This is a genomic window from Mesorhizobium sp. B4-1-1 (assembly GCF_006439375.1).
In the GTDB taxonomy this organism is placed as follows: Bacteria; Pseudomonadota; Alphaproteobacteria; order Rhizobiales; family Rhizobiaceae; genus Mesorhizobium.
On sequence record NZ_VFTH01000013.1, the window covers coordinates 45,661 to 67,976 of the forward strand.

25 protein-coding genes are annotated in these 22,316 nt (G+C 63.5%); 4 read left to right on the forward strand and 21 right to left on the reverse strand.

The genetic code is table 11. The annotated features are described in order from the left end of the window. Positions 1-27 precede the first annotated feature (27 nt). The 11 genes from FJW10_RS18760 to FJW10_RS18810 all read right to left on the reverse strand — a co-directional run bounded on the left by FJW10_RS18760 (position 28) and on the right by FJW10_RS18810 (position 8,924). Positions 28-213, reverse strand: coding sequence for a hypothetical protein (locus tag FJW10_RS18760; protein WP_140833381.1), 186 nt, complete (start codon positions 211-213; stop codon positions 28-30). A gap of 144 nt (positions 214-357) precedes the next feature. Then, complete coding sequence (locus FJW10_RS18765) at positions 358-576, reverse strand: hypothetical protein (RefSeq protein ID WP_140833379.1); 219 nt, start codon at positions 574-576, stop codon at positions 358-360. Between the two features lie 60 nt (positions 577-636). Further along, positions 637-1,494 (reverse strand): class I SAM-dependent methyltransferase, encoded by an 858-nt coding sequence (locus FJW10_RS18770; protein ID WP_246674306.1) that lies wholly within the window; start codon positions 1,492-1,494, stop codon positions 637-639. Between the two features lie 50 nt (positions 1,495-1,544). Next, positions 1,545-2,537 (reverse strand): GNAT family N-acetyltransferase, encoded by a 993-nt coding sequence (locus tag FJW10_RS18775; protein ID WP_140833377.1) that lies wholly within the window; start codon positions 2,535-2,537, stop codon positions 1,545-1,547. Further along, positions 2,537-3,598 carry a glycosyltransferase gene (locus FJW10_RS18780; RefSeq protein ID WP_140833375.1) on the reverse strand — a complete coding sequence of 354 codons (1,062 nt, stop codon included), beginning with the start codon at positions 3,596-3,598 and terminating at the stop codon, positions 2,537-2,539. The genes FJW10_RS18775 and FJW10_RS18780 overlap by 1 nt, the downstream gene beginning before the upstream one ends. Positions 3,599-3,616: 18 nt before the next feature. Next, positions 3,617-4,552, reverse strand: coding sequence for a beta-xylosidase (locus FJW10_RS18785; RefSeq protein WP_140901206.1), 936 nt, complete (start codon positions 4,550-4,552; stop codon positions 3,617-3,619). Then, complete coding sequence (locus FJW10_RS18790) at positions 4,545-5,306, reverse strand: TIGR04290 family methyltransferase (RefSeq protein WP_140833371.1); 762 nt, start codon at positions 5,304-5,306, stop codon at positions 4,545-4,547. Before FJW10_RS18790 ends, FJW10_RS18785 begins: the two co-directional genes overlap by 8 nt. A gap of 2 nt (positions 5,307-5,308) precedes the next feature. Then, positions 5,309-6,112, reverse strand: a complete 804-nt coding sequence (locus FJW10_RS18795) for a sugar phosphate nucleotidyltransferase (protein ID WP_140833369.1) — start codon at positions 6,110-6,112, stop codon at positions 5,309-5,311. Continuing rightward, positions 6,112-7,212 (reverse strand): glycosyltransferase, encoded by a 1,101-nt coding sequence (locus FJW10_RS18800; RefSeq protein WP_140901207.1) that lies wholly within the window; start codon positions 7,210-7,212, stop codon positions 6,112-6,114. The genes FJW10_RS18795 and FJW10_RS18800 overlap by 1 nt, the downstream gene beginning before the upstream one ends. A 15-nt stretch (positions 7,213-7,227) precedes the next feature. Next, positions 7,228-7,824: a histidine phosphatase family protein gene (locus FJW10_RS18805; protein WP_140833365.1), complete on the reverse strand. Its 597-nt coding sequence runs from the start codon at positions 7,822-7,824 to the stop codon at positions 7,228-7,230. After that, positions 7,821-8,924, reverse strand: coding sequence for an inositol-3-phosphate synthase (locus FJW10_RS18810; protein ID WP_140833363.1), 1,104 nt, complete (start codon positions 8,922-8,924; stop codon positions 7,821-7,823). Before FJW10_RS18810 ends, FJW10_RS18805 begins: the two co-directional genes overlap by 4 nt. A 157-nt stretch (positions 8,925-9,081) precedes the next feature. Between FJW10_RS18810 and FJW10_RS18815 the strand changes: the two genes are divergently transcribed. Beyond that, on the forward strand, positions 9,082-10,830 hold the full coding sequence (locus FJW10_RS18815) for a hypothetical protein (protein ID WP_140901208.1): 1,749 nt from the start codon (positions 9,082-9,084) through the stop codon (positions 10,828-10,830). On the opposite strand, the gene FJW10_RS18820 is transcribed toward FJW10_RS18815, so the two are convergent. The 9 genes from FJW10_RS18820 to FJW10_RS18860 all read right to left on the reverse strand — a co-directional run bounded on the left by FJW10_RS18820 (position 10,831) and on the right by FJW10_RS18860 (position 20,032). Beyond that, on the reverse strand, positions 10,831-11,016 hold the full coding sequence (locus FJW10_RS18820) for a hypothetical protein (protein WP_140833359.1): 186 nt from the start codon (positions 11,014-11,016) through the stop codon (positions 10,831-10,833). An 80-nt stretch (positions 11,017-11,096) separates the two neighbouring features. After that, entirely contained in the window at positions 11,097-12,131 is a 1,035-nt protein-coding gene (locus FJW10_RS18825; protein WP_140833700.1) for a UDP-glucuronic acid decarboxylase family protein, read from the reverse strand. A gap of 23 nt (positions 12,132-12,154) precedes the next feature. Next, on the reverse strand, positions 12,155-13,264 hold the full coding sequence (locus FJW10_RS18830) for a glycosyltransferase (RefSeq protein ID WP_140833357.1): 1,110 nt from the start codon (positions 13,262-13,264) through the stop codon (positions 12,155-12,157). Next, complete coding sequence (locus tag FJW10_RS18835; protein ID WP_140833355.1) at positions 13,261-14,355, reverse strand: glycosyltransferase; 1,095 nt, start codon at positions 14,353-14,355, stop codon at positions 13,261-13,263. Before FJW10_RS18835 ends, FJW10_RS18830 begins: the two co-directional genes overlap by 4 nt. After that, a complete protein-coding gene (locus FJW10_RS18840; RefSeq protein WP_140833354.1) occupies positions 14,352-15,479 on the reverse strand; it encodes a glycosyltransferase in 1,128 nt (375 codons plus the stop codon). Before FJW10_RS18840 ends, FJW10_RS18835 begins: the two co-directional genes overlap by 4 nt. A 2-nt stretch (positions 15,480-15,481) precedes the next feature. Beyond that, a complete protein-coding gene (locus FJW10_RS18845) occupies positions 15,482-16,582 on the reverse strand; it encodes a glycosyltransferase family 4 protein (RefSeq protein ID WP_140833352.1) in 1,101 nt (366 codons plus the stop codon). Next, positions 16,567-17,859 (reverse strand): TIGR04295 family B12-binding domain-containing radical SAM protein, encoded by a 1,293-nt coding sequence (locus tag FJW10_RS18850; protein ID WP_140833350.1) that lies wholly within the window; start codon positions 17,857-17,859, stop codon positions 16,567-16,569. The genes FJW10_RS18845 and FJW10_RS18850 overlap by 16 nt, the downstream gene beginning before the upstream one ends. Then, on the reverse strand, positions 17,856-18,929 hold the full coding sequence (locus FJW10_RS18855) for an NAD-dependent epimerase/dehydratase family protein (protein WP_140833348.1): 1,074 nt from the start codon (positions 18,927-18,929) through the stop codon (positions 17,856-17,858). The genes FJW10_RS18850 and FJW10_RS18855 overlap by 4 nt, the downstream gene beginning before the upstream one ends. Continuing rightward, a complete protein-coding gene (locus tag FJW10_RS18860) occupies positions 18,926-20,032 on the reverse strand; it encodes an SDR family NAD(P)-dependent oxidoreductase (RefSeq protein WP_140833346.1) in 1,107 nt (368 codons plus the stop codon). Before FJW10_RS18860 ends, FJW10_RS18855 begins: the two co-directional genes overlap by 4 nt. 189 nt (positions 20,033-20,221) lie before the next feature. Between FJW10_RS18860 and FJW10_RS18865 the strand changes: the two genes are divergently transcribed. Further along, positions 20,222-20,494 carry a hypothetical protein gene (locus FJW10_RS18865; protein WP_140833344.1) on the forward strand — a complete coding sequence of 91 codons (273 nt, stop codon included), beginning with the start codon at positions 20,222-20,224 and terminating at the stop codon, positions 20,492-20,494. 226 nt (positions 20,495-20,720) lie between these two features. Further along, positions 20,721-20,927 carry a hypothetical protein gene (locus FJW10_RS18870; RefSeq protein ID WP_140833342.1) on the forward strand — a complete coding sequence of 69 codons (207 nt, stop codon included), beginning with the start codon at positions 20,721-20,723 and terminating at the stop codon, positions 20,925-20,927. Positions 20,928-21,170: 243 nt separating this feature from the next. Here the strand turns inward: FJW10_RS18870 and FJW10_RS18875 are convergent, their stop codons facing one another. Next, entirely contained in the window at positions 21,171-21,494 is a 324-nt protein-coding gene (locus FJW10_RS18875; RefSeq protein WP_140833340.1) for a hypothetical protein, read from the reverse strand. A gap of 209 nt (positions 21,495-21,703) precedes the next feature. On the opposite strand from FJW10_RS18875, the gene FJW10_RS18880 reads away from it, so the two are divergent. Next, the gene (locus FJW10_RS18880; RefSeq protein ID WP_140833338.1) at positions 21,704-22,198 is read left to right on the forward strand and encodes a hypothetical protein; all 495 of its coding nucleotides are present in this window, start codon (positions 21,704-21,706) and stop codon (positions 22,196-22,198) included. The last annotated feature ends 118 nt before the right edge of the window (positions 22,199-22,316 follow it).

The window sequence follows — 22,316 nt, forward strand, 5'->3', positions numbered from 1 at the left end:
GGTGCAGCATCCTTGCCGGCGACGTCTTCAGCCGCGCTCAGCCGTCATATCGCCTTTGCGCTTTTCGATCAGCGCGTTCTGCAGTTCGAGTGCAAGCCTGGTCAGCCGGTCAGGGACCTTCTCCCGCTCGATGGCGATCAACAGGGATGCGATCTCCTGGTCCAAGCTCTGGATTGCCTGGGCGCACAGATCGCGCTGGCTCCTGCGAGACATTGCATTCTCTTAACAATAGAGGGCCCCTTCAGAACTCACTGAGTCATACTCGACCGTCCTTTGCAAGGCGTTCGCCGCAAGCTGTGGGGTTTCCGGATCGCTGTCTTCGGGTTTCGTGGCAAGAGGCGATCCGCGAGCATGCGCTCAATCCTTCGGGAGACGGTTCGCTGCGTGGTCCTGGTACTGATCGGATTTGACCCGGTTGCCGTCCAGACCGCGTTGCTCGGTATGCTGCTTCTTGTCCCGATTCGACAGGATGTCGTTCTCGCCGACCATGTCCTTTGCGAGCGTTGTCTTCGCTCCGGTTCCGGAGCTCTTGCCCTGGCTGCCGCGGCCCATATGCTTCTTACCGCCGGACGCCATTGTTCTTCTCCCTGGTCTGCCTGCGTGAAACTGTCCGGCGACCAAACTGCCGCTCGCGCGTTATGTTCCGCCGTCACGGCGAATAAGGAAGGCCGTGCCGTCCCAACTGCCGAAAGGCATTTCGCCGTCAACCAAGACTTCCATGCGATATGCACGGGCAAGACGTTTGATATCGCGGGAATCGATGTCCGATGTCCGATAGGAGTAGTTGAGGACTGCCGCCATTCCTCCTGGCCGCAGCACACGCGCGATCTCGCCGAAATGCCGCTCGGCAACACCGGCAAGCACCAGGTAAGGAAAACTGTCGAGAGCCAGCACGTCGTCGAAGCTTTGATCGGCGAAGTCGCCGAGATCCATGCCCGAGGTCAGGCGGAATTCCACGTTGGCGACGCCGGCGCACCGCCGACGCGCGATGGCGATCATTCTGGGCGAAATATCGATGCCGACGATAGATCCCGCCATGGCGCCAAGCGCATGTTCGAGGCGTCCGATGCCGCAGCCGATGTCCAGTATGTGCTTGCGGGTGCCGAGCATGCCGTGCCGTTCCAACCACGAGGCAATCTCGCCGGTCGTGGCCGAAAGCCTGTCCTCGTCGCCAAGCGACGACAGTTGCACGCTGGCTGCCGGGGAGATAGCCGCCGCCCGATCGAAGGCGCCGGCCAGCCGCTCGATGGTCATGGCGGCCGTTTCGCCGTTGGTACGGTCATGAGACACGCAGGCAGCGGTCCTACGCACGTCGTCGAAGGCCGAGGGCTTGTCCCGAAGTCTCGTGGCCATGTGTTCCAGCCAGCATCGCTCGGAAGCTTGGCTCGGGCGCATGTCCAGGGCGATATTCGCCAATTGCGCCGCGCTGGTCGACTTATCCACATAGACGGCCAATCTGGCCAGCGCGTTGTCGACGGAGAGGCCGTCGGCCATGCAATCCTGCAGCAGGCGTCTGGCAATCGCGCCGGTTTGCCTCGCCATATTCACTGTGGCGCGCTCCGGGTCCAGACCTTCTGCGCCGTCCAGCGGTCTTTTGCGCCCCAACCGTATTTGTAGCTTTCCCGGCCGCGCAGGAAATCGAACTCGCGCGCGCCTTCGTGGGCGGCTCCCGCTATGGCATGGCCGATCAGAATCGCGCCGGGGCTTTCGTCGGCATAGGCCGGATCGAAACCGCCGAGATAAGCATAGGCTCGATTGCGATGATGAAATCCGTAATAGGCGCCGACGATGGCATCGCCGATCTGGATCGTCAGGCATCGTGCCACACCGCTATCGGCAAGTCGTGGCAGGGCCTTACGGTGAAATTCCACAGCCATGTCGGACAGCACGCCCCCACCATGACCGACCCAGCGTGCGCCATGCAGTCGGACCAGCTCGTCGAGAAACATCTGCGGATCGGACTCGTTGCGGCTGACGACAACGGCGCCTCTACGCCGGGCGGCTCGCTCGGCGCGGCGCAACTGGCGTCTTCGTCTAGCCGGAACCGAACGGGCCAGAGTTCGATCGCCGTCGAGCAGGAGCACGGGACAGGCGGCGTGCGCCATCGCTCGGCTTGCTTCGGTATTCGGCAGTTCGAGCCACATCGATAGGGCATCGGCCGAGAGGTCAGGCTGGATCCACTGCGACCATTTAAGCGAGAGCACCGCGTCGGCAATGGCGGCGCCAGCCTTCGCCTCCAGCTCCGGCACGCACAGGATATCGAGGTAGTCGCTCAGCGAAATCCCGATGGGAAGCAGGCGCTGACCGCGATCATGCCTTTCGACATAGAGCGGCGCCAAGCCGGCGAGGGCGCCTCCGCTCCACACTGCAATGGCCGCAAGGTCGCCGGGGGCGAATGTCTGCCACCAGGGAATGAGCCAGGCGGGAGACTGGAACGGCGTGGCCGAGATGCTCTGGCGCCAGAGCTGCCACCAATGAGGCTCCAGGTCCATGAACGCTCTCGCATCACGGATGATCTCAGTGCGCAGACCGCCCATCAGGCGGTTCCCAGCAAGGCGCGACGGGTGCCAAGCTTCGCCAGTGCTTCGTAAGCATCCATGTAGGATGTGATCATGCGCTCAAGCGAGAAGCGGCTGCGCGCTTCGGCTCGGCATGCTTCGCGGTCCAAGGCTCCGGAAGCGACGATGGCCTTCGCCATTTCCTCGATGTCATTGACCAGGAATCCGGTCCTGCCATGCTGGACGACATCGGGAAGGGCGCCGTTCGGGAACGCGACGACCGGCGTGCCGCAGGCAAGCGCCTCCATCGCGACAAGCGAGCTTGTCTCTGGGGCAAGGCTGGGAATGACCAGGCAGCGGGCGGCGTTGAGCAAGCGCCGCTTGGCGCAAAACCCGAGTGGCCCAAGAAAACGCCGCTGCCGATCGAGCCGAGGACGGACCTCATCGGCGAAATAGCGCAGATGGGTCTCATAAGGATAGACTTGGCCGGCGATTGCTAGGGAGACGCTCGCGCGCTTGGCTGCCTCGATCGCGAGATGGACGCCCTTCTCCGGACAGATGCGGCTGAGCACCAGCGCGAAATTGCGCCGCGACCGAGGCTGGTTCAGTGCGGCGATGTCAACGCCGTTTGGAATAGGCTTCGCCAGTCTCGACCCTGCCGGAGCCGTCCTGTGCTGCGCCTGCGAGACCGCGTGCACCCACAAGTCCTCGCGCGACGGCGCAAGCACCTCGGGCGGGTACCAGCCGAGTGGCAGGTGCAGTGTCACCAGGGTAGGACCATCGCCAGGCAGATAGGCGTCGAAATCGATCCCGTGGAGGTGAACGACGTCGATCGGCCAGCGCGCCCGAGCGGCTGCTATCGCATCACGATGCGCTTGATGGGCACGCTTCTTCGCCGCCTCGTCGAGCACGCCTGTTTCGGCTGGTGTTTCCACCAGGACGCCGGCCGTGCTTGACCCTTGGCAGGCGACGACAACCGAACGGTGGCCTTTCTCAACGAGCGCCCGATCCAGCGCCGACAGCACCTGCTCGGCCCCGCCGACCGCATCCGGCCCGACGGGCGCGAGAGGGTAGGCGACGTTGAGGACTGTCAGTGTCATCGCTGGTCGAGCCGGGCCTCACCATGCCGCCGACACACGTTGCATTTCTGCCATGTCGTCGCCAATCGCGGGAGCGTAGCGTCGGATCATCGCCGCGCAGAACTCGGCGAATTCCTCGGGGATCTGGGGCGGGCTGGTGTGATGAGGCTGAAGCCCGCGATGTTCCGGCGTGAAGCAGAAGGTGACCGTGACGTTGAAGTCGGCGAGCGCTTCCATCTGGCGGTCGAACCAGTCCAGCGCATTCGGCCGAAAACTGTCGGCCCAGGACAGGCCGGTGCGCAGATGGGTGACACCCAGCCGTTCCATCCAGGCCACAGCGTCGTCCAGCCGATGGTCCTCGTAATGGAACCACTGGACCAGGCCCATTTGCGGGGTGTGGCGCACGAATTCCTCGAGCGCCGGCTTGGGCGTGCCGTCCTCGCGAAGCAGGCCCATGTAGAAATGCCTGTAATAAGACGAACCTTCCGCTTCCCGATGGCGCGTTGTCGCCTCCCACGAACGCGGCAGATCATAGAGGCTGTACCACTGCACCCGCGGCGCGATATCGAGCAGCAGCTCGGCGGTGCGGCGCAGGCCCCAGAGCTGGATCTCCTCGGCGCCGAAGGTCGAGACGCCGACTTCGCTGACCCAGATCGGCAGATCGGTGACAGCGGCAATCTCGCCAAGCTTCTGCGGCCATTCATGAATCTGCCAAAGGTTCCAATCGAGCGGGAAGCCATGCACCGCGACAGCGTCGACATGGTCGAGCACGCCGAAATCCTTCATGCGCGTCATGAAGCCGGCATCGATCGGCGAAATGCCGCCCAGCACCTTTGTGAGGGTCGGATTCTCCCGATCGATCGCATCGGCTGCCAGGGTTGCCATTGCGGCGAAACGGCTCCAGTCCGGATCGAGCTCGGGATCCCAATGCGATTTGTTGTTCGGTTCGTTCCAGATCATGGCAGCTTCAATCATCGGCCTCTCCTTTCGCTGGATAGACGGCGGCGCCGTCCGCCGGCTTGCCGGCCGCGCGGCAGAAATAGACCTCGTCTTCAGGGTGAAGCACGATCTCGAAGCCGGCGCTGCGCAGCATCGCTTCGGTGCAGGCGCGATTCGGGATCCACCAGTTGGTGGGATCGTCCGCATAGCGATGCTCGATAAAGTGCAGTTTCGGAAATTCGTGCTGATCGAAGAGGTCGCGTGTCCAGAAATGGTAGTTCTGCTCAAGCGGCAGGACCTTGCCGCTGCCGCGCTGCATCGACTGGAAGATCATCAGGTCGCTCGCGACATGCGCGCGGATCAGGTCGAGCGCCAGCAGCGGGTGGCGCAGGTGGTAAAGCACACCCATGAACAGCACGATATCGAAGCGCTCGCCGAGCGATGCGACGTCGTAGACCGACAGTTCCCTGAACTCGATGTCGCAGTCGGCGATCTCGGCGGCGAAGCGCGCCTGGGCGAGATATGCTTCGTCGAAGTCGATTCCGAGCACGCGATCGGCCCCACGTTTCTTCATTTCGATCGAGTAGAAGCCTGCGTTGCAGCCGATGTCGAGCACCGACTTGCCCGAGAGATCAGTCGGAATGGCATCCGCGAATTTGCGCCATTTGATCAGCGGGTAGTTGCCAAGGAAATGATCGGGAGCGGTCTCCACGCCCGCCAGTTCCATATTGTGAAACCACGGCCCTAATGCGTCGATGCGGCGACGTATTTCCGTGCTGGAATGCAGCATGGCTAAGCTCCTTCGCCTGGAACGGTTGGCACTGCCGAACGGTCCTGTGATGCGAATATCGTCAGGGTCAGATCATCGACGGCATCATTGCTTTCGAGCAGCCTGAGCGCCGTGCGGTAGCCGTTGAAAGTACCGACATCGACATAGGCAGTCCCGGCCTTGACACCGTAGGCTTCGCCTCCGCCGGCGAGATAGGCGTTGACCAGAGTGCCGAAATACTCGTCGATGCCGTCGCGCTGGCGCCAAAGCGCAGCAAGCTGGTGGAAGATACGACCTGGCATCTTGAAGGCGCCCCAGACCCAGTTTGTCGCGGCGTCCGCTTGCTTGACCTGGATCTGCTCGACCCGCCCGTTGCCATCGAGCACGACGGCGTCGAACAGTTCCGGGCGATCGACCGGAAACATCAGGAAGGACAGCCGGTCGTCGGCCAGATGGCAGAAGCCGTCTTCAGGAAACCAGATCGTGTCGGGCAGGCCTATCAAGACCGTTTCTTCCGGCGTTACGAGCGGCGCGGCGCGGAAGATAGCGTCGCATAGTCCAACCGGAGACGGCTGCGCCACGAAGATTGCTGCGGCATCGCCATAGCCGGCGGCGTAATATTCAAGGATGTCCGACTTGCCGGAACCGATGATGAAGCAGATGCGGTCGACGCCGTTGCGCACCATCCGCCGCACCAGATATTCGCTCACCGCGCATGGGCGCTCGGTCTGCCCGTCGAGCCGGCTGCCGACCGGCAGCAGCTCCTTGGAAAAGCCCAGCGGCTGAATGCGGCTGCCGCGACCGGCGGCAGGCACGATGCCCAACATCAGACGACTTCCTCCATTGTCCCTCTCGCCTTGGACGCGAAAGCGTCGTTCAGGATTCGGTCGAGTTCGGCGGCACGATGCGCGGATGTGTGCTCGTCGAGGACGCGCTCCCTGGCGCGGCGGCCGAGCGTCGCGATCTCATTGTCGGACAGGCCAAGCGCGGCAACGACATCGCCGGTGCTGTGCGCCAGAAGGATATCGCTGCCCGGCGTGAAGAAGCTGTCGAGGCCTGCCCAGTTGTCGGAGATGATCGCGGCGCCGCAGGCGGCTGCTTCGAACAGACGGCCTGACGGGCACCAGCCCTTTCGCGCCATCGACTCGCGGGTGACGTTCAGCGTCAGGCGCGAGGAGGAAAAGAAGGCAGGGTGATCGGCGGGCGGCAGATGCCTGACGAAAAAGATATTGCTGCTCCATGGGAAGTCCTGCGGGTACTGCGCCCCGCCGATGATGAAACGGCGGTCCGGAAGCCGGGCGGCGGCAGCGACGAGCAGTGTTTCCACGGCTTTCTGCCGGTCCTCGGCATAGGTACCGAGGTAGGACAGGTCGCCGGCGAATTCGGACCTTGGCTGCGCCGGCCGGTGCCGGTCTGGGTCGACATGGCCGTAGAGCGGCAGCACATGGCGCACGCCCAGGATGGCCCTCAGCGCATCGATGGCCGGCCCCCCGGTATAGCTCAGGATCAAGTCGAAATCGGACAAGCTGTCCGGCTCGAAATAGGCTGGATGATCACCTCGCTCGATGCTCGCCAGCGTCACCGGTGTATCGAGGTCATAGAACACTTTCAGCCCGCGACAGGTATCGTTGGCGAGCCGCGAGGCCTCGATAGCGTCTGGGCAATAGGAGGTGACGATGACGACGTCGGCCTGCCGTATCGCCGTCTCGGCCGCTTGGCGGATATCCTCCCAGGCCGGGTAGAGAACGACATCGCCGCCGTTCAATCGGTCGATGTCCCTGGCGCCGGCATAGTAGGGTGTGTCGCGCTCGAAAAAGGTGATCGACCAGCCAAGCGGCGCCAGCGCGCCAATCAGTCCGCGCCAGAGCGTGGCATGTCCGTTGCCCCATGAGGAGGTGACGGCGAGACCGAAAATAACCATGCGCATCGGTTACCGCTCCCGTCAGGCGATTTCATTCAAACGAATCAGCTTGGAACCCCAGTCGCCGTGGACGACCGTTGTGATGGAGGCCGGCGCGATATCGAAGCGAAAGCAATCGCCGAGTTGCAGGCCAAGGATCGCGCAGACAGCCGCCTTGATCACATCGGCATGGCTGACAAGCGCGATGCACTGGCCCTGCCCATTCGCGCGCAATGCGTCCATCAGGCCGATCATCCTGTGCTGGACATCCAGCATGGTCTCGCCGCTTGGCGTGCGGGCGCTCTGGCGTTGGTCGTTCCAAAGTCGCCAGCTTGCATCGCCGTTCAGCTCTTCGAAGGTCTTGCCGGACCACTCCCCGAAGTCGATCTCGTCGAGTTCCTTGCAGATCGCGATCTTCTCAATCTCGCAAGCGATGGCGATCGGCTTCGCCGTTTCGAGCGTGCGCTCGCGCGGACTGCTGAAGATCGCGGCGAGCGGCTCTCGCGCCATCCGCCGCGCGAGCTGCAGCGCCTGCGCCTGGCCGGCTTCGCCGAGGCGAACGCCTTCGAGCCGCCCGGCCAGGTACGAGCCGACGTGATCGTGCGCCGCATGGCGGATGAGAAAGAACGTGGTGGTCATTCGGCGGCGTCCAGCATCGGCTCGTCATTGCCGGCGATGAAGGCGAGCGTGCGCAGGCGCGCCTCCGCGTCGGTGAACTGCTCCGGCGGCGACTTCATGAAGTAGCTGCTAGGCCCGGTGAGCGCGCCGGCGATGCCGCGGTCGAGGGCGAGTTTCGCGCAGCGGACAGCGTCGATGACGACGCCTGCCGAGTTGGGCGAATCCCAAACCTCCAGCTTGAGCTCGGCGTTGAGCGGCACCCCGCCGAAGGTGGTGCCCTCGACCCGGATATAGGCCCATTTGCGATCGGTCAGCCACGGGACGTGGTCGCTGGGTCCGACATGGATGTTGCCGGCCTCAAGCGGGACATCGAGCTGGCTGGTGACGGACTGCGTCTTCGAGATTTTCTTCGATTCCAGCCGCTCGCGCTCGAGCATGTTGAGGAAGTCGGTGTTGCCGCCGAAGTTGAGCTGATAGGTGCGGTCGATGCGCACGCCGCGTTCGCGGAAGAGATTGGCGAGCAGCCGGTGCACGATGGTTGCACCGACCTGGCTCTTGATGTCGTCGCCGACCAAGGGAAGGCCGCGGTCCTCGAAGCGCTGACGCCATTCCGGTCGTGAAGCAATGAACACAGGAATGCAATTGACGAAGGCGCAGCCGGCGTCCAGTGCGCATTCGGCATAGAAGTGCGCAGCCTCTTCGGAGCCGACCGGAAGGTAGCATATGAGCACCTCGGTCCCGCTTTCCTTGAGTCGTGCGCTCACGTCCGCGACCGGTTCACCCGACTCTTCGATCTCATCGCGCAGATATTTGCCGATTCCGTCCAGCGTCGGGCCGCGCTCAACGCGCACCCCGATCGGAGCGACGTCGGCGAAACGGAAGGTGTTGTTGGGCGCGGTGTAGATCGCTTCCGCCACATCGCGCCCAACCTTGTTTTTCGCAACATCGAAGGCGCAGACCACCTCGACGTCATCGACATGGTAGCCCCCGAGATCGGCATGCATCAGTCCGGGGATCGGCTCGTTGCCATTGGCGTGGCGATAGTAGGAGAGACCTTGCACAAGGGATGATGCGCAGTTGCCTACGCCGACAATGCCGATACGAACTTTCTTCGATGTCACGAAACCACTGCCTCGTTTAAGTTGGAGGTAAGTTCCTCGCCGCCGAACCGGGAGCGGCCTCGAATGTTCCTTCGCGCCGCGAAAAATTGGTGAGCCTGATTGCGGATCAAACAGGCGCCGTTTCGCGTTGGCGGCCAGACAGCTAGGCAGGAGCCGTATGATCGTCTTCGGCGACCACAAGCGAACGCATAGCGCAGAACAGCTCCGGAAGGCTGTCTTGGCCGCGGCTGGAGCTATTGGCGATCTGCCTGCCGGCCTCGAACGTCACGCCGCTGTGGTCGATCTATTCGTCACCGTCTCTGAACTTCTCCAGGGCCTCGCCGATGCGGAATTCGACATAACAGGCCGCGACAGCAGTTCGTCGAGGCAGAAGCTGGGGTCGGAAATTCTCGTCGAGTTGTCGCAGGAAGTGCTGCGGTCCTGGCAACAAAAATTTGCTCGAAGCGGAGCGCTGGATGAGGCGCTGCTTGCAAAGCTTGCCGCCATCGACTGCGGCAGCGCAATAACCACCGGACCGGCTGAGGGCTATGCGCTGTACGCCCTCTACCCGGAAACCTATCTGCTTGCGGCGCTGGGGTCGGGCCTCGATGCGAACACATGCGTCATCGGCATCCGCAGCATCGGTCTCGGCCTCGCGGCGATGGTCGCCGCCGCCCTGCATGCGCCGCCGCCTATCAGCCTGCGACCGATCGGCCATCCGTTTTCCCGGCACATAAGCGCCGCATCCGAACTCCTACGCTCTTGGCTCGACAGACCGCAGGCCAAATTTGCTATCGTCGATGAAGGTCCGGGCCTCTCCGGCAGTTCCTTTCATGCTGTCATTGCCTGGCTTCGCCGGCACGGCATCGGCCATGAGCGCATTCATCTGTTCCCGAGCCACCGCGGCGGGCCGGGCGCGCAAGCTACTGCCGAAACTGTCGCTGCCTTGTCGCAGTGCCAAAGTCATGTCGCGGATTTCGAAGACGCCTTTGATGGCGCGGTCAGCCCGGGGCTGCGGGACTGGATAGGACATTTGCTCGGCAGGGCCGATGTCGAGCTTCATGAAATTTCAGGCGGCGCATGGCGCGAAGTTCTTTCAGTGCCGACCAGCGCTTGGCCCCCGATATTCCCGGCATTCGAGCGGCGCAAATTCATGGCTTTAGCCGGCGGCGAGCGTTGGCTGGTCAAGTTCGCAGGTTTCGGCGAGGCCGGCCAGCGCAAGCTGCGTACGGCCAAGGCACTCCACGAAGCGGGCTTTGGCGCTCAGCCTGCCGGTATCAGCCACGGTTTCCTGGTCGAGTGCTGGATCGATGCCGGCAGGCTGGACCGGGCAGGGCTGCCCAGAGATATGCTGATCGACTGGCTCGGGCGCTATCTCGGCTGGCGCGCCGCCAAGCTGCCGACCGACGAGGCCGGCGCGTCGCCGGAAAAGCTCGTGGCCATGGCCGTACAAAACTGCAGGGAAGATTTGGGGGAAGGTCAGGCCCAAGCATTGGCGGGTTGGTTCGCCCGCTACCCGCCACAGCCCGTGCTGGGGAGGATCGAGATCGACGGGCGCCTTCATCCATGGGAGTTTCTGGTTCGCCAGGACGGGACCGTGCTCAAGACAGATGCCGTTGACCACTGCCGCTCGCACGACATCGTCGGCTGTCAGGATATAGCGTGGGACATTGCAGGCGCGAGGGTTGAATATGAGCTTTGCGACGCGGAGCTTGCGCGGCTCATCAAAGGCATCGAGGCAGAAATGTCGCGTGCCGTCGATCGTTCCCTGGTCGATCGCATGGAGCCCTGCTATCTCGCGTTGCAGCTTGGCCTGTGGACGATAGCCGCACAGTCTGCAGACGGCCATGATCGGGTGAAGGCCATTCGGGCCGCTGACCGTTACCAGATCAGGCTTTCGCGGTTCACCGAGCGCTTGAAGACTTGATCAGTCCAGCCTGCGCAGCATGTCGGCTTCCTGTTCCAGGATGGTTGCCACTTCCTCGCGTTGCAGATGCGTCATCATCAGGCTGACGCAGCACTCGAGATAGGTAATGGAAGCCCTCCGCAGGAATGCGGCCGTCTCCACCGCCGCCATCTGCTCTATGTCCTTGACTGATCGCTTCGACTGCACAGTTCTTCCTCCATCGCGGTTGTCATGCCCAACCGCGATGTCGGTTGGTTGTTCCGCCCCGGTGAAAAGATGCCGCTGTCTCAGAGCTGCAGGTTCTGCAGCTTTCCTCCACCCGTTCTGTCGATCGCGACCACGGGCTCGATCGCCAGATCGTCGATATTTGAAAAATAGGCGATCGTCTGCAGCAGGCCTTGCTTTAGGGGCACCTCGGGCGACCAGCCGAGGAGCGCCTTTGCGCGGCCTATGTCGGGGCGTCGGCGGCGCGGGTCGTCCTGCGGCAAAGGCAGGTACTTCACGGGCGATCTGGTGCCGGTCAGTTCGCGCACCAATCTTGCCAGCTCGAGGATCGAAAACTCTCCGGGATTGCCGAGATTGACCGGTTCGCGCGGATTTGGATCGACATCCATCAGGCGGCGCAGTCCCTCGACCAGATCCGTGACATAGCAGAAGGAGCGGGTCTGTCGGCCATCCCCGAATATCGTCAGCGGCCGCTTCTCGATCGCTTGCATGACCAGGTTCGAGACGATGCGGCCGTCGGCAGGGTCCATCCTTGGCCCATATGTGTTGAAGATGCGGGCCACGCGAATATCGGCCATAGCGGCTCGCAGATAATCGAAGCAGAGCGTTTCGGCGGCGCGCTTGCCCTCGTCATAGCAGGCTCGCGGTCCCGTGCAGTTGACATGGCCGACATAGTCCTCGCGCTGCGGATGCTGTTCCGGATCGCCATAGACTTCGCTGGTCGACGCCTGCAGGAAGCGGGCACCGTTGCTGGCGGCGAGCTCCAGAAGATTTAGGGTCCCGATCACACAGGTGCGTGTCGTATGGATCGGGTCGGCCTGATAACGAGGCGGCGATGCCGCGCAGGCCAGATTGAAAACGCGATCGACAGGCTCGCCGAGTTCCAGCGGCGTGCAAACATCCTGTTCGATCAACCTAAAGCGCGCCAGGCCAACCAACGAACCGATGTTCTCCATTCTGCCAGTGAGAAAATTGTCGACACAGATCACGCGATAGCCGTCATGCAGCAGCGCCTCGCACAAATGCGAACCGAGGAAACCGGCACCGCCGGCAACAAGCGCCGTCCGTGTTTTTTCAGCCCTTTTTGATCGCCGCATCTCGATGGTCTCCTGTCTGTCACTCATGCTGCACTTTCGACGTCCAGATCGATCGCCGGACGCGTTTCAACAGACGGCGTCAGCGCCGAAACGAATTCACGTGCCCGCGCCATGGCGGTATGTCTTGAAAGCACCGCCTCCCGCGCTGCCCTGGCCAAATCGAGCCTTGCCCGCTCGGATTTGGCGCTTAGGATCTCCTCGACATCTGCGGTGCTTGCCGCCGTCTCGATCGCCGATTCCGGGAAGAAATCATCGAGCCCGGGCCAGCGGTCGCTGATGATCGGCGTGCCGCAAGCAGCGGCCTCGAAGAGCCGCACGCTGGGCGACCATCCAGCGGCAATCATCGATGCCCGGGTAAGATTCAGCGTGTAACGCTGGCGGCTGTAGAAGGCGGCATGCTCGGAGGGCGGCAGGTGCTCGATCCGCTCGACATTTCCCGGCCAGGCGATGTCGGATGGATATTGCGAGCCGGCAACGACGAAGCGGCGGTCCGGCAGGCGCCGCGCAGGCTCCAGCAGCAGCGCGTCGAGGGCGGGCTGCCGGTCCGCGCTGTATGTGCCAAGATACCCAAGGTCCCATTCGATCGCGTGCCTGGTCCGATGGTGTCGCTTCGGATCGACGGCGCAGTAGAGCGGCTCCGTCCGGCGGGCGCCGAACTCCGACTTGAGGCGCTCCAGCGTCGGTCCGCCCGTGAACGAGAAGTAGATGTCAAAGTAGGAGATTTGCCTGCGGGCCAGATAGTCGCAATCATCCTCGGCAACCCGCGCCAGCGTCACTGGCGTGTCGATGTCGTAGAAGCAGAACTGTCCGGTGCACAGCAAAGCAAGGTCGTCGATGATCGCCCTGCCTTCCGGCACGAAGGAGCCTATTACCACTGCGTCGGCCCGCTGCAGCTCCTGCCGGTGGTTGCAGCGCAGCTCCGAAACAGTGTCGTAGTAGCGCAAGACGCAGAAATCGGGATCGCGCAGGTCCCGGTGATGCGCGTACCAGGGCACGTCGCGTTCAAGAAACGTGACGCGATGGCCGAGTTCGTCGAGCGCGCGCAGCAGTCCCCGGAAAGTCGTCGCATGGCCGTTGCCCCAGGACGAAGATAGTGAAAGCCCGAGGAAAACGATGTCGAGCGGTTTCGTCATTGCGCGGCCTCCATTGCCCGGCGCTCGAAATGCGCCTTGAAGATGTCCTCCACCAGTTGAGCCCTTAGCGTGTAGGTGTGCTCGGCCAGAACGCGCCGCAGCGCTGCCGCGCCGACCGCTTTGGCCCGCTTCGGCGTCAGCGTGCGCATGATCTCTGCGACATCGGCGCCGTCCCGGGCGACCAGTATCTCTTCGCCGGGTGTTAGGAACATCTCGATGCCGAGCCAGGCGTCGGTGATCAGGCATGCACCCGCGCCTGCCGCCTCGAAGACACGGGTTGCGGGCGAAAAGCCGTTGGCCGCCATGCTGTCGCGGCTGATGTTGAGCACCGCCTTCGCCGTCACGTTGAAGGCGTTGTGATCGCGCGTGCCGACATGGCCGAGCCACGACACGTTTGCCGGCAAGGGCTTGTCCCCCCAACCGGAGCCACCAAGCAGGAAGCGCTGGCCGCCGAGCCCGCGGGCCGGATCGAGGAAAAATGTGTCGACACGCGCCTCACGGTCGGGCAGCCGATTGCCGAGGAAAGCCAAGTCGCAGGCAAAGCGCGGATCTGTGGGGACTGGATGATGCGTCTCCGGATCGAGCGCGTTGTAGATCGGCACGCATTCCGTCGCGCCGAGCGCACGATAGTCCCAGACCACCGGGTCACCGCCGCCATAGGTCAGCACGACGCCGATCCTCTTCAACGCCTGGTGCAACGGGTGTTCGGGATCGTTGCGCAACTCGCTTAGGGTCGCCGGCGCGTCGACATCCCAGAAGACAGTCAGCGCGTCGGGGCGGGCATTGTCGAGAACCGCACGCAGCAGCGCATCGTCTTCGAAGCCGACGCCGCTTGCCTTGACCACGACGTCCGCCTGCGCGGCGCGCGAGGCGACCTGCATCAGCGCATGCGCTGTTGGCTCGTAGACGACGACGCTGCACCAGTCCGGCGCCTCGATATCGCGATGCTTTTGCCGATCGTATACGTCGGGCTCATAGAAGACGATGTCATAGCCGAGCTGCGACAGGGCTTTGAGCAAGCCGCGGTAATAGGTGGCGGCGCCGTTCCAGTAGGATGACAGAAGGCTCGATCCGTAAAAGGCTATCTTCATGCGGCGGCCTCCCTTGCAGGCTTGATTTCCGCCGCCGCGCGATTGCCGCATACGGCCAGGATGTCGAACAGCTCGTCGGCGCGGTGCCGGCACGTGTGTCGCGCCAGGATGGTTTCCAGGCCGGATGCGGTCAGTGCTTCTGCACCCTGGCGATCGTTCAGCACATCGCGGAGGTGTCCTCGCATCTCGGCGCCGTTCCGGGCGAACAGGAAATCCGTGCCGGCGCGGAACAGCCCTTCAACATCCAACCACGGCGCCGAGACCAGCGGAATCCCGCAGGCCAACGCTTCGAACATGCGAATGGTGGGAATGCCCGGCAGGCTCTCCCGGTAAGGCCTGCGGGGGATGTGCATGGTGACGCGATGACGAGCGAAGGCTTTTGGCACGTCGGCATTGGCAATCCAGCCATCATATCGCAGCCCAGCTTCCGCAAGCGCGGCGCTGGCATAGGCCGGATAGCGCACCCCGTGTACGGTTCCCGACAGCCGGAGTGTGCTCGCCGGCTCGATCAGGAACTCGGCGATCTCGGCGCTGCGTTCATCGTCGCCCCAATTGCCGATCCACACGAGGTCGAAGGCGGGGTCGATTTCCGGGCATGGCTTGAACAGCTGGTCGTCCGCCGCCTCATGCCAGGTGAACACCCGTTTGCCCCAGCCGGCGCGAAGATAGCTCTCCCGTAGCACTTCGCCGAAGACCAGCACCCCGTCATAATGCTCGAGCTGAAGCGCAGCGATCGCCTGCATCGCCGATACCGCGCGATGATGAGTGTCATGGAACAGTAGCGTGAAATTGCTCAGCACGCGCGCTTGTCCGATGCGCGCGACAAGATCCTTGTCCGTCCATTCGTGGACGATCACGACATCCGCGCCGGCCAACCGAGCTTCGTGCTCGAAGCCAGGGGCATAGGCCACTACCCTCAGTTCCGGAAAATCCTTGCGGAAGCGCTCGACGGCAAAGGGGCCTTGCTCGGCGAGCAGGTTCGACCGGCTCCAGCCATCGATGGGCTCGAGCGCGACCACCTCATGGCCGCGTGCGGCAAGCTCACGCATGATGCCGCGCTGGAAATGCGCGTTGCCGTGATTCCAGTCCGAAACCGCCGAATGAGTGTAGAATAGAAAACGCATGGTCAACGCCCCGCTGCGGTCAGCGCCGCCCGTTTGTAGACGTCGCGCATCACCCTCACCTGCTTGCCCAGCGAGAATTTGCGTGCCTGCCGCGCCGCGCGCCTGCCCAGCTTGCGCCGCAAACTTTCATCGTGGGACAGGTTCTCGATGCAGCCGGCCAGCGCATGTGGATCGCGCGCATTGAAGAACATGGCCGCGCCGTCCCAGATTTCGCGGTAGGTCGCGATATCGGCGAGCACCAGCGGCGTGGCCGACAGCGCGGCCTCAAGGGCTGCCAGACCGAAAGGCTCGTAGATGGAGCTCGAAACGAAGATGCCGGTTCGCCTCATCAGCCGGCGAACTTTGCCGTGGTCCATTGGCCCGAACGAGACGCAGTTATCGAAACGGGCGCGCTGTCCGTCAGGCCCGGCGAGCGGGCCGGCGACCTGAATGGGCCAGTCGCAGAGCGCGGCGGCGGCGTCGAGCGATGCCGCATTCTTGCCCTCGTCCCACCATCGCGCAGCGGCGAAGACGAAAGGCTCGCGCCGTCCCGGCCTCGGGCCGGGCAGGGCGCCATTATGGACGACGCTCAACCCTTCGATCGCGCCGTAGCAGACTTGGAGGATCTCGGCATGGCTTCGGCTCGGAGCGACAACGGCTTCGGCGCGATCGAATCCGGCCTTGTTGCGATCTCGCTGCCACGACCAAGCGTCCGCTGGCGCTTGCCCACGCACCGCGTGCAGCCAGGTTGCCACGCATGAATGCGAGACCGCGACGACAGGACATGCCAGATCAAGGCCGGCCGCTTGCGCCGGTGCATTGAGATGGATGAGGTCGATCGCATAGGTCTGGACGAGGGTTCGCAGTTCGCCCGGCAAGCTGTCGAGATCTTTTTCGTCGCGCGTCATCCAGTCCGGCGGGGATTTGAGCCAAACCAGCGTGGCGAAAGCCCTCGCCTCCCGCGCCTGCTCCGGAGAAGGTTCGGGTCCCAGCCCGGCGAGCACGATGCTGTCGCCTCCGGCCGCCAGCTCGCGCGCCAGGTCGAGCGAATAGCGCCAGACGCCGCCGACGGCGTCGGTCGTCATCAGGATGCGCCGCGGACGGTGAATCAGTGACTGCAGCATGAGGACTCCAACTCAGCCAGCGCATGCGGGCGCTGGTCCTGGATGTCGCTGAAGGAGCGGAAGGAGGCGAGGTAGTGCTCATGCGCGCGTTCCCAGGCGAGGTCGTCGGGTTCGCCCCAGAGTTCGCGGTAGCTGGGAGAGCTCGGATAGGGATAGAGCGGCACGGGCTCGTTCGCCCAGACGCCGTGGTCGATGAGGTGCTTGCGCCAATAATCCACCAGCGCCGGGTCGTCCTCGACCACGCCGATCAGATTGGCCTGGACGAAAGGCACGTGGCGACGGGCGTCGACCAGAAGCGCGGCCAAATCGTCGGTATCCAGCCGGCAGCGCTTGGCAAGCATCGCCCGACCCTCGACGGTCAGGCTTTCAAGGCCGGCCTCGATTGAGACGCAACCGGCCTCGCCGAGCAGCCGGAGCAGTTCCGGCTTCCAGAGGTCGATGCGAGTCTGGACGCCGAACTGGACGTCGCGATCGACCAGCGCTTCCAGCAGCGCCTTCTGGGGCAGGAAAATCTCGTCGATGAAATAGATGTAGCCGACGCCTTGCGCGATCAGCCCGTCGATCTCGGCCATGACGGCGTCGTGGCTTCGGCGCCGATAGGCATCCCGAAAATCGATCTTGGCGCAGAAGCTGCAATTGTAAGGGCAGCCGCGCGACGCCTCCACCTCGGCGCCGGCGCCTCTCTGGACGGAATCGAACCTGTGATGATGATGGCCATGCGCGGCGATCCAGTCGGACGGCCAGGCGAGCGCCGGGTGATCGACGAACGTGCTGGCATGCACGCCGCCATTGCAGGCCGGTACGTCGCCTTCCAGGCGAGCCGTATGCACAACCTCGCCCCAGTCGTCTTGCCGCGCGAGCTCCGTCACCACCTCCTCGCATTCGCCGCGCACGACGAGATCGGCGCCCAGCTTGCGCAAGGTAGGGCCCGGCGTCGCCGAGCCATGCGGTCCGACCGCCACCGTGCGTCCGCCGCGTCCTGCGAGATGGTTGAGGAACTCCGCCGGCACGCGCAATTCAGGCGGCGCGCAGCGCCAGAACAGGTAGGTCGGCGCGGTGGTCACGACGGTCATGTCGGGCTGAAAAGCCGCGACGCTTTCGGCAAGGGCCTCGTTGTCGAACCCCTGCAGCAAGCCATCCAGCATCAGGACGTCGTGCCCTTCGGCTTCCAGCATTCCCTTTGAATAGCCGAGCTCCAGCGGCAGATGCGGCTGGCGGCAGCCGAAATAGATGCTGTGCTCATAGGTCCAATGAGGATTGACCAAGGCGACTTTCATGCGACATACCTCGTGGCTTCGGGGCGCGATTGGAGCCGATGCCGCAGCAACCAGCTGGCGAGATCGCGGACGCCTTCAGGCCATGGGACATGCGCCTGCCAGCCGATCGCGGCTTGCAGCTTGCGCGTGTCGGCGACGAAGAAGGGCTGATCGCCGAGGCGCTCGCGGTCATGGCGGATCGCGATGTCGCTGCCGGTCATGTCGGCGATTTGCGCCAGCAGCACGCGCAGGCTGACCGTGTTGCGCGGACCGCCGCCCAGATTGAATGCCTGGCCCTTGACGTCCTCGATCCTGGCGAGCACGCCGCGATATGCAGCCACGGCATCGGATACGTGCAGGATGTCGCGCACCTGCCGACCGTCGCCGTAAATGGTAATCGGCTGGCCGGACAGGGCGCTCAAAAGAAAATGTGCGACCCAGCCCTGGTCCTCGGTGCCGAACTGGCGCGGCCCGTAGATGCAGCTCATGCGCAGCACCGCTGTCGGCAGTCCGTAGGATTTGGAATAGTCGAGCACATACTGATCGGCCGCGCCCTTCGAGCAGCCATAGGGCGTGCAGAAATCAAGGCCTACCTTCTCATCGACCCCGCTCGCACGCACCTTCTCGTCGAGCGGCTCGTAGTGATCATCGGCTTGCCGCACCGCGATCTGGGGTAGGCTGCCATAGACCTTGTTGGTGCTGGCGAAGACTACCGGGGCGCCGGTGCTGCGAGCGGTCTCCAGTACGTTGAACGTGCCTTTGAGGTTGATGTCGAAATCCTGCGCGGGATCGGTCAGGCTGGTCGTCACGGCGGTCTGGGCGGCGAGGTGAAAGATCGCCTTTGCCGGCGCCAGCGCCGCTGCCAGTGCGCTGGCATCGCGTATGTCGACGATTTTGGCGCTCAGCCTGTCGCCGTGCTTTTGCGCCAGCCAGTCGAGATTCTGCTCGACGCCCGGACGGCTGAGATTGTCGACGACCAGCACGGCCTCGCCGTCGGATAGCAGGCTGTCGGCCAGATTGGAGCCGATGAAGCCGCTGCCGCCAATGACGGCTATCGGTGCCTTGCGCGGATGCCGATGGCCCTGGGTCATGAGACCAATCCCCGCTCTTCCAGCTCGCGCCGCATGTCCGCGCCGCGGTCGATAACGACGCTGTTGCGAACCCATGCCGCGAATTCGCCGAGCGAATCTTCCAGTCGATGCTTCGGCTCAAAGCCGAGCAGTTCGCGCGCCTTGGAAATGTCGGCGAAGCAGTTGCGTATATCGCCGGAGCGCGCCTTGCCGAGAATTTCGGCGGGGCGCTTCGGAACGCCCATGGCCTTGGCAAGCAGCCGGGCCACCTCGCTGATCGAATAGGCTCGGCCGCTGCCGATGTTGATGGCGTGGCCGGCTGCCTGGCGTTGCTCCAGCGCCAGGCGGAACGCGGTGGCGACATCGCGCACATGGACGAAATCGCGCTTCTGCTCACCGTCCTCGAAGATCGTCGGCTGTTTGCCGTTGGCGAGGCGCGAAGCGAAATTGGCGAGGACCCCGGTATAGGGATTGGAAAGCGCCTGTCCGGCGCCGAACACGTTGAACAGGCGCAGTGCAACGGCATCGACGCCGTAGGCCTGGCCGAAGATCAGCACCGCGCGTTCCTGCGCATATTTGGTCAGCGCGTAGATCGAGGCGAGATCGGGCCGCTTCTCCTCGTCCGTCGGAAGAGGCGACAGTGCTTGGCCGGTCACCGATACCAAATCCCAGCGGCCCTCCTTTATATCGGCAGGCTTTCGGCGCGCATTGTCGATCCGCTCGCCGTCCGGAGTCTGATAGAGGCCTTCGCCATAGATGCTCATGGAAGACGCCACGACGATCCGCTCGACCGGATGCTTGATCAATGCCTGCAGCAGCACCGCGGTGCCGAGATCGTTCGCGCCGACATAGCGGGCGATCTCGTACATGGACTGGCCGACGCCAACCTCGGCCGCCAGATGGATCACGGCATTGGCGTCGGAAACCGCTTCGGCGACAGCGTCGCGGTCGCGCACGTCGCCCTTGATCAGTTCGGCCCCCACAGGGAGGTTGATGGCTTCGGCGCCGTGCACTTGATCGACAAGCGCATCGAGCAGGCGCACCTGATAACCATGGTCGGTGAGTTCCTGGGCGACGTGGCGGCCGATGAAGCCGCAACCTCCCGTAACCAATACACGTTTCACGATGACTCCCTTGTGGACTTGGCTTCGGCGCCCCGAACTGCGCGGCAAAAGGTTTGTTCCCTGCTTCAACAAAGTTCCCGTCGCAGGAGGTGCCGCAGCTTCGACAAGGAGCCGTTCCACCATCTGGAACATTGCCTGTTGGCTGCCGTTAGGACCGCTCATCGGTCCCCGCTGCAGAAAGGAAAGTCCATGTCCGAGGCCAAGACGACCACCAATCACGACGAAATCCGCAAGTGGGTAGAAGAACGGAATGGCCAGCCGGCTGTCGTTCGCACGAAAGGCAAGGGCGGCATTCTGCGCATCGATTTCGGCGAGCCCGAAGACACGCTCGAGCCAATCGAATGGGACGAATTCTTCCGCATCTTCGACGAGAACGATCTCGCCTTCCTGCATCAGGATAAAGCCGGCAGCGGTGGAACGAGCCGCTTCAACAAGTTCGTCGAGCGCAGCCAGAAAGGTTGAGAGGCGGAAAACCTGGCGCCGTTGGAGGGGAGGAGGCCCTATAATGGCGCGCGGCAGGCGGGGTCAGGCTGCCGCATTTATTCCGCTGCGCTCAATCGAGCGGCTGTCCGTCGGCCTGGGCGTCGTTCCAAGATCGTAGCCATCCCCGGCGCGGGGTTCCCGAATGGCGTCGGCAGTGGGAACCGCGTGGGCGCTCCGGCTGTTGGATCAGCAAGGAGCAATGACCATGGGACTCTTTTCCGACCTGAACAAGAAGCTGACCGAAAACCTGTACGCCCATGGCAGTTATCTGAGCGATCCGAGCGCCGACCTGCCGCGGCGGGTGGAGGAGACGGTCAACCTTCTAATGCCCTTCGTGCGGCCGGAGGCCCGCGAAACGGTGAAGCTGCAGATCCTCGGCATCATCCACGAGAATATCTATGACGGGGACTGACTGCGGCGACTGCTCGATCCGCCGGAGACGCTAGCCGAGGGACGCTTTCAGCCGTTATCCCGAACGCCGGGATCTGCCTTGCTTTTCGGCGTCGCGGAGCAGCCGCACGATGGCGTCCACCGGAGACGGGTCCGTGGTCGGCTGCGCTTTCCAGCGCCATAGATGACGAAACAAACTTCTCAAGCGCGGCATCGCAATTACCACCTTGCGCTATCAAACCTGGGACGGGGAACGATGTTCCTTTCATACCTGGCGGAAGATCGCGGCGAGCAGAAACACAACCGCGGCCAGGACGACCAGCGCCACGATCACCAGCACCGGGCCGTTCCTGCGCGGCTGCAGGCCGGGCGCGTTCTCTGGCGGCCGCATCGCGTTGGCAAAACTTGCCTGATTGGTGAAGCTCGGTTCGCGCGGCCATGCCGGCTTGGCGGAAGTCGGGACATCGCCGGCCTCGGCATCCGTCTCCTGCGGCGCCGCCGCAGGGTCGAACCCAGGGGTCTTATCCTGCGTCCTGCCGGCCTGGATTTCGCCGCGGGCTTCGGCGGGCGTGCGTTGGTTGGGTGACATTCGGCGCCTCCTTTGTTTCCAAACCTGCTTCCGGCCGCGCTGTTCCAACCGCGCCATTAAGACGGATATCGATCAGGCGCTGCCTTCGAGTTTCATCGCGAGCGTTGCGGGATGTCGGGCGCGGCTATCCAAGCCGATTCGTGAACTCGGGCGGAACTTTCAGGAGCAGGGGAGCTTTGTGTCCTCGACACGGAGACGAAGAGGCAGGAATGCAAGTTCTCGACACAGCGATACATGTCGGTCCTGGAGACGTGACGGTCGAATTTCTCGGCGAGGGCGGGGAAAAGATCGCTGTCACCATGGTTGTGTCCGACCCGTTGCCCGGCGATGCCGCGCTTGTCGATCGCGCCAAAGAGCTGATGGTTCAGTGTGCTGCATTCGGCGGCCGGTCTGCGCAAGGCAGCCGGGACGGGTCCGTGGATGCCGTCCGGCCCGCCGTCGAGAGGCCAACCGACGTGGGCCAGGATCTCTACACATTCGAATATCGTGACGGTGGCAGTTTGAGGCGGCTAGAAGGGGTGGAATTGCCCAACCTCGAAGCTGTTCATGATGAAGCGTTGCGCTCCGCGATCGATCTTCTCGACGATCCGGCTGCCGAAGCTCGGCGGGAGGGCTGGGCGGTTCGGGTTCGCGGCGGCGACGGCGATGTAATCTTGTCGATCGATTTCGATGAGGCAAGGCGGGAAAAGGCCGCCGCATTGTGATGGAGGCAAGTCTGTGAAGGATCGGACGATAAAGACCTTTATGCCCCTGCACGCGATTGCCGCCACACGCGGCGATGGGCTGAGGCCGGAATTTCTTCGCCTGTTCGAGGCCCGCGCG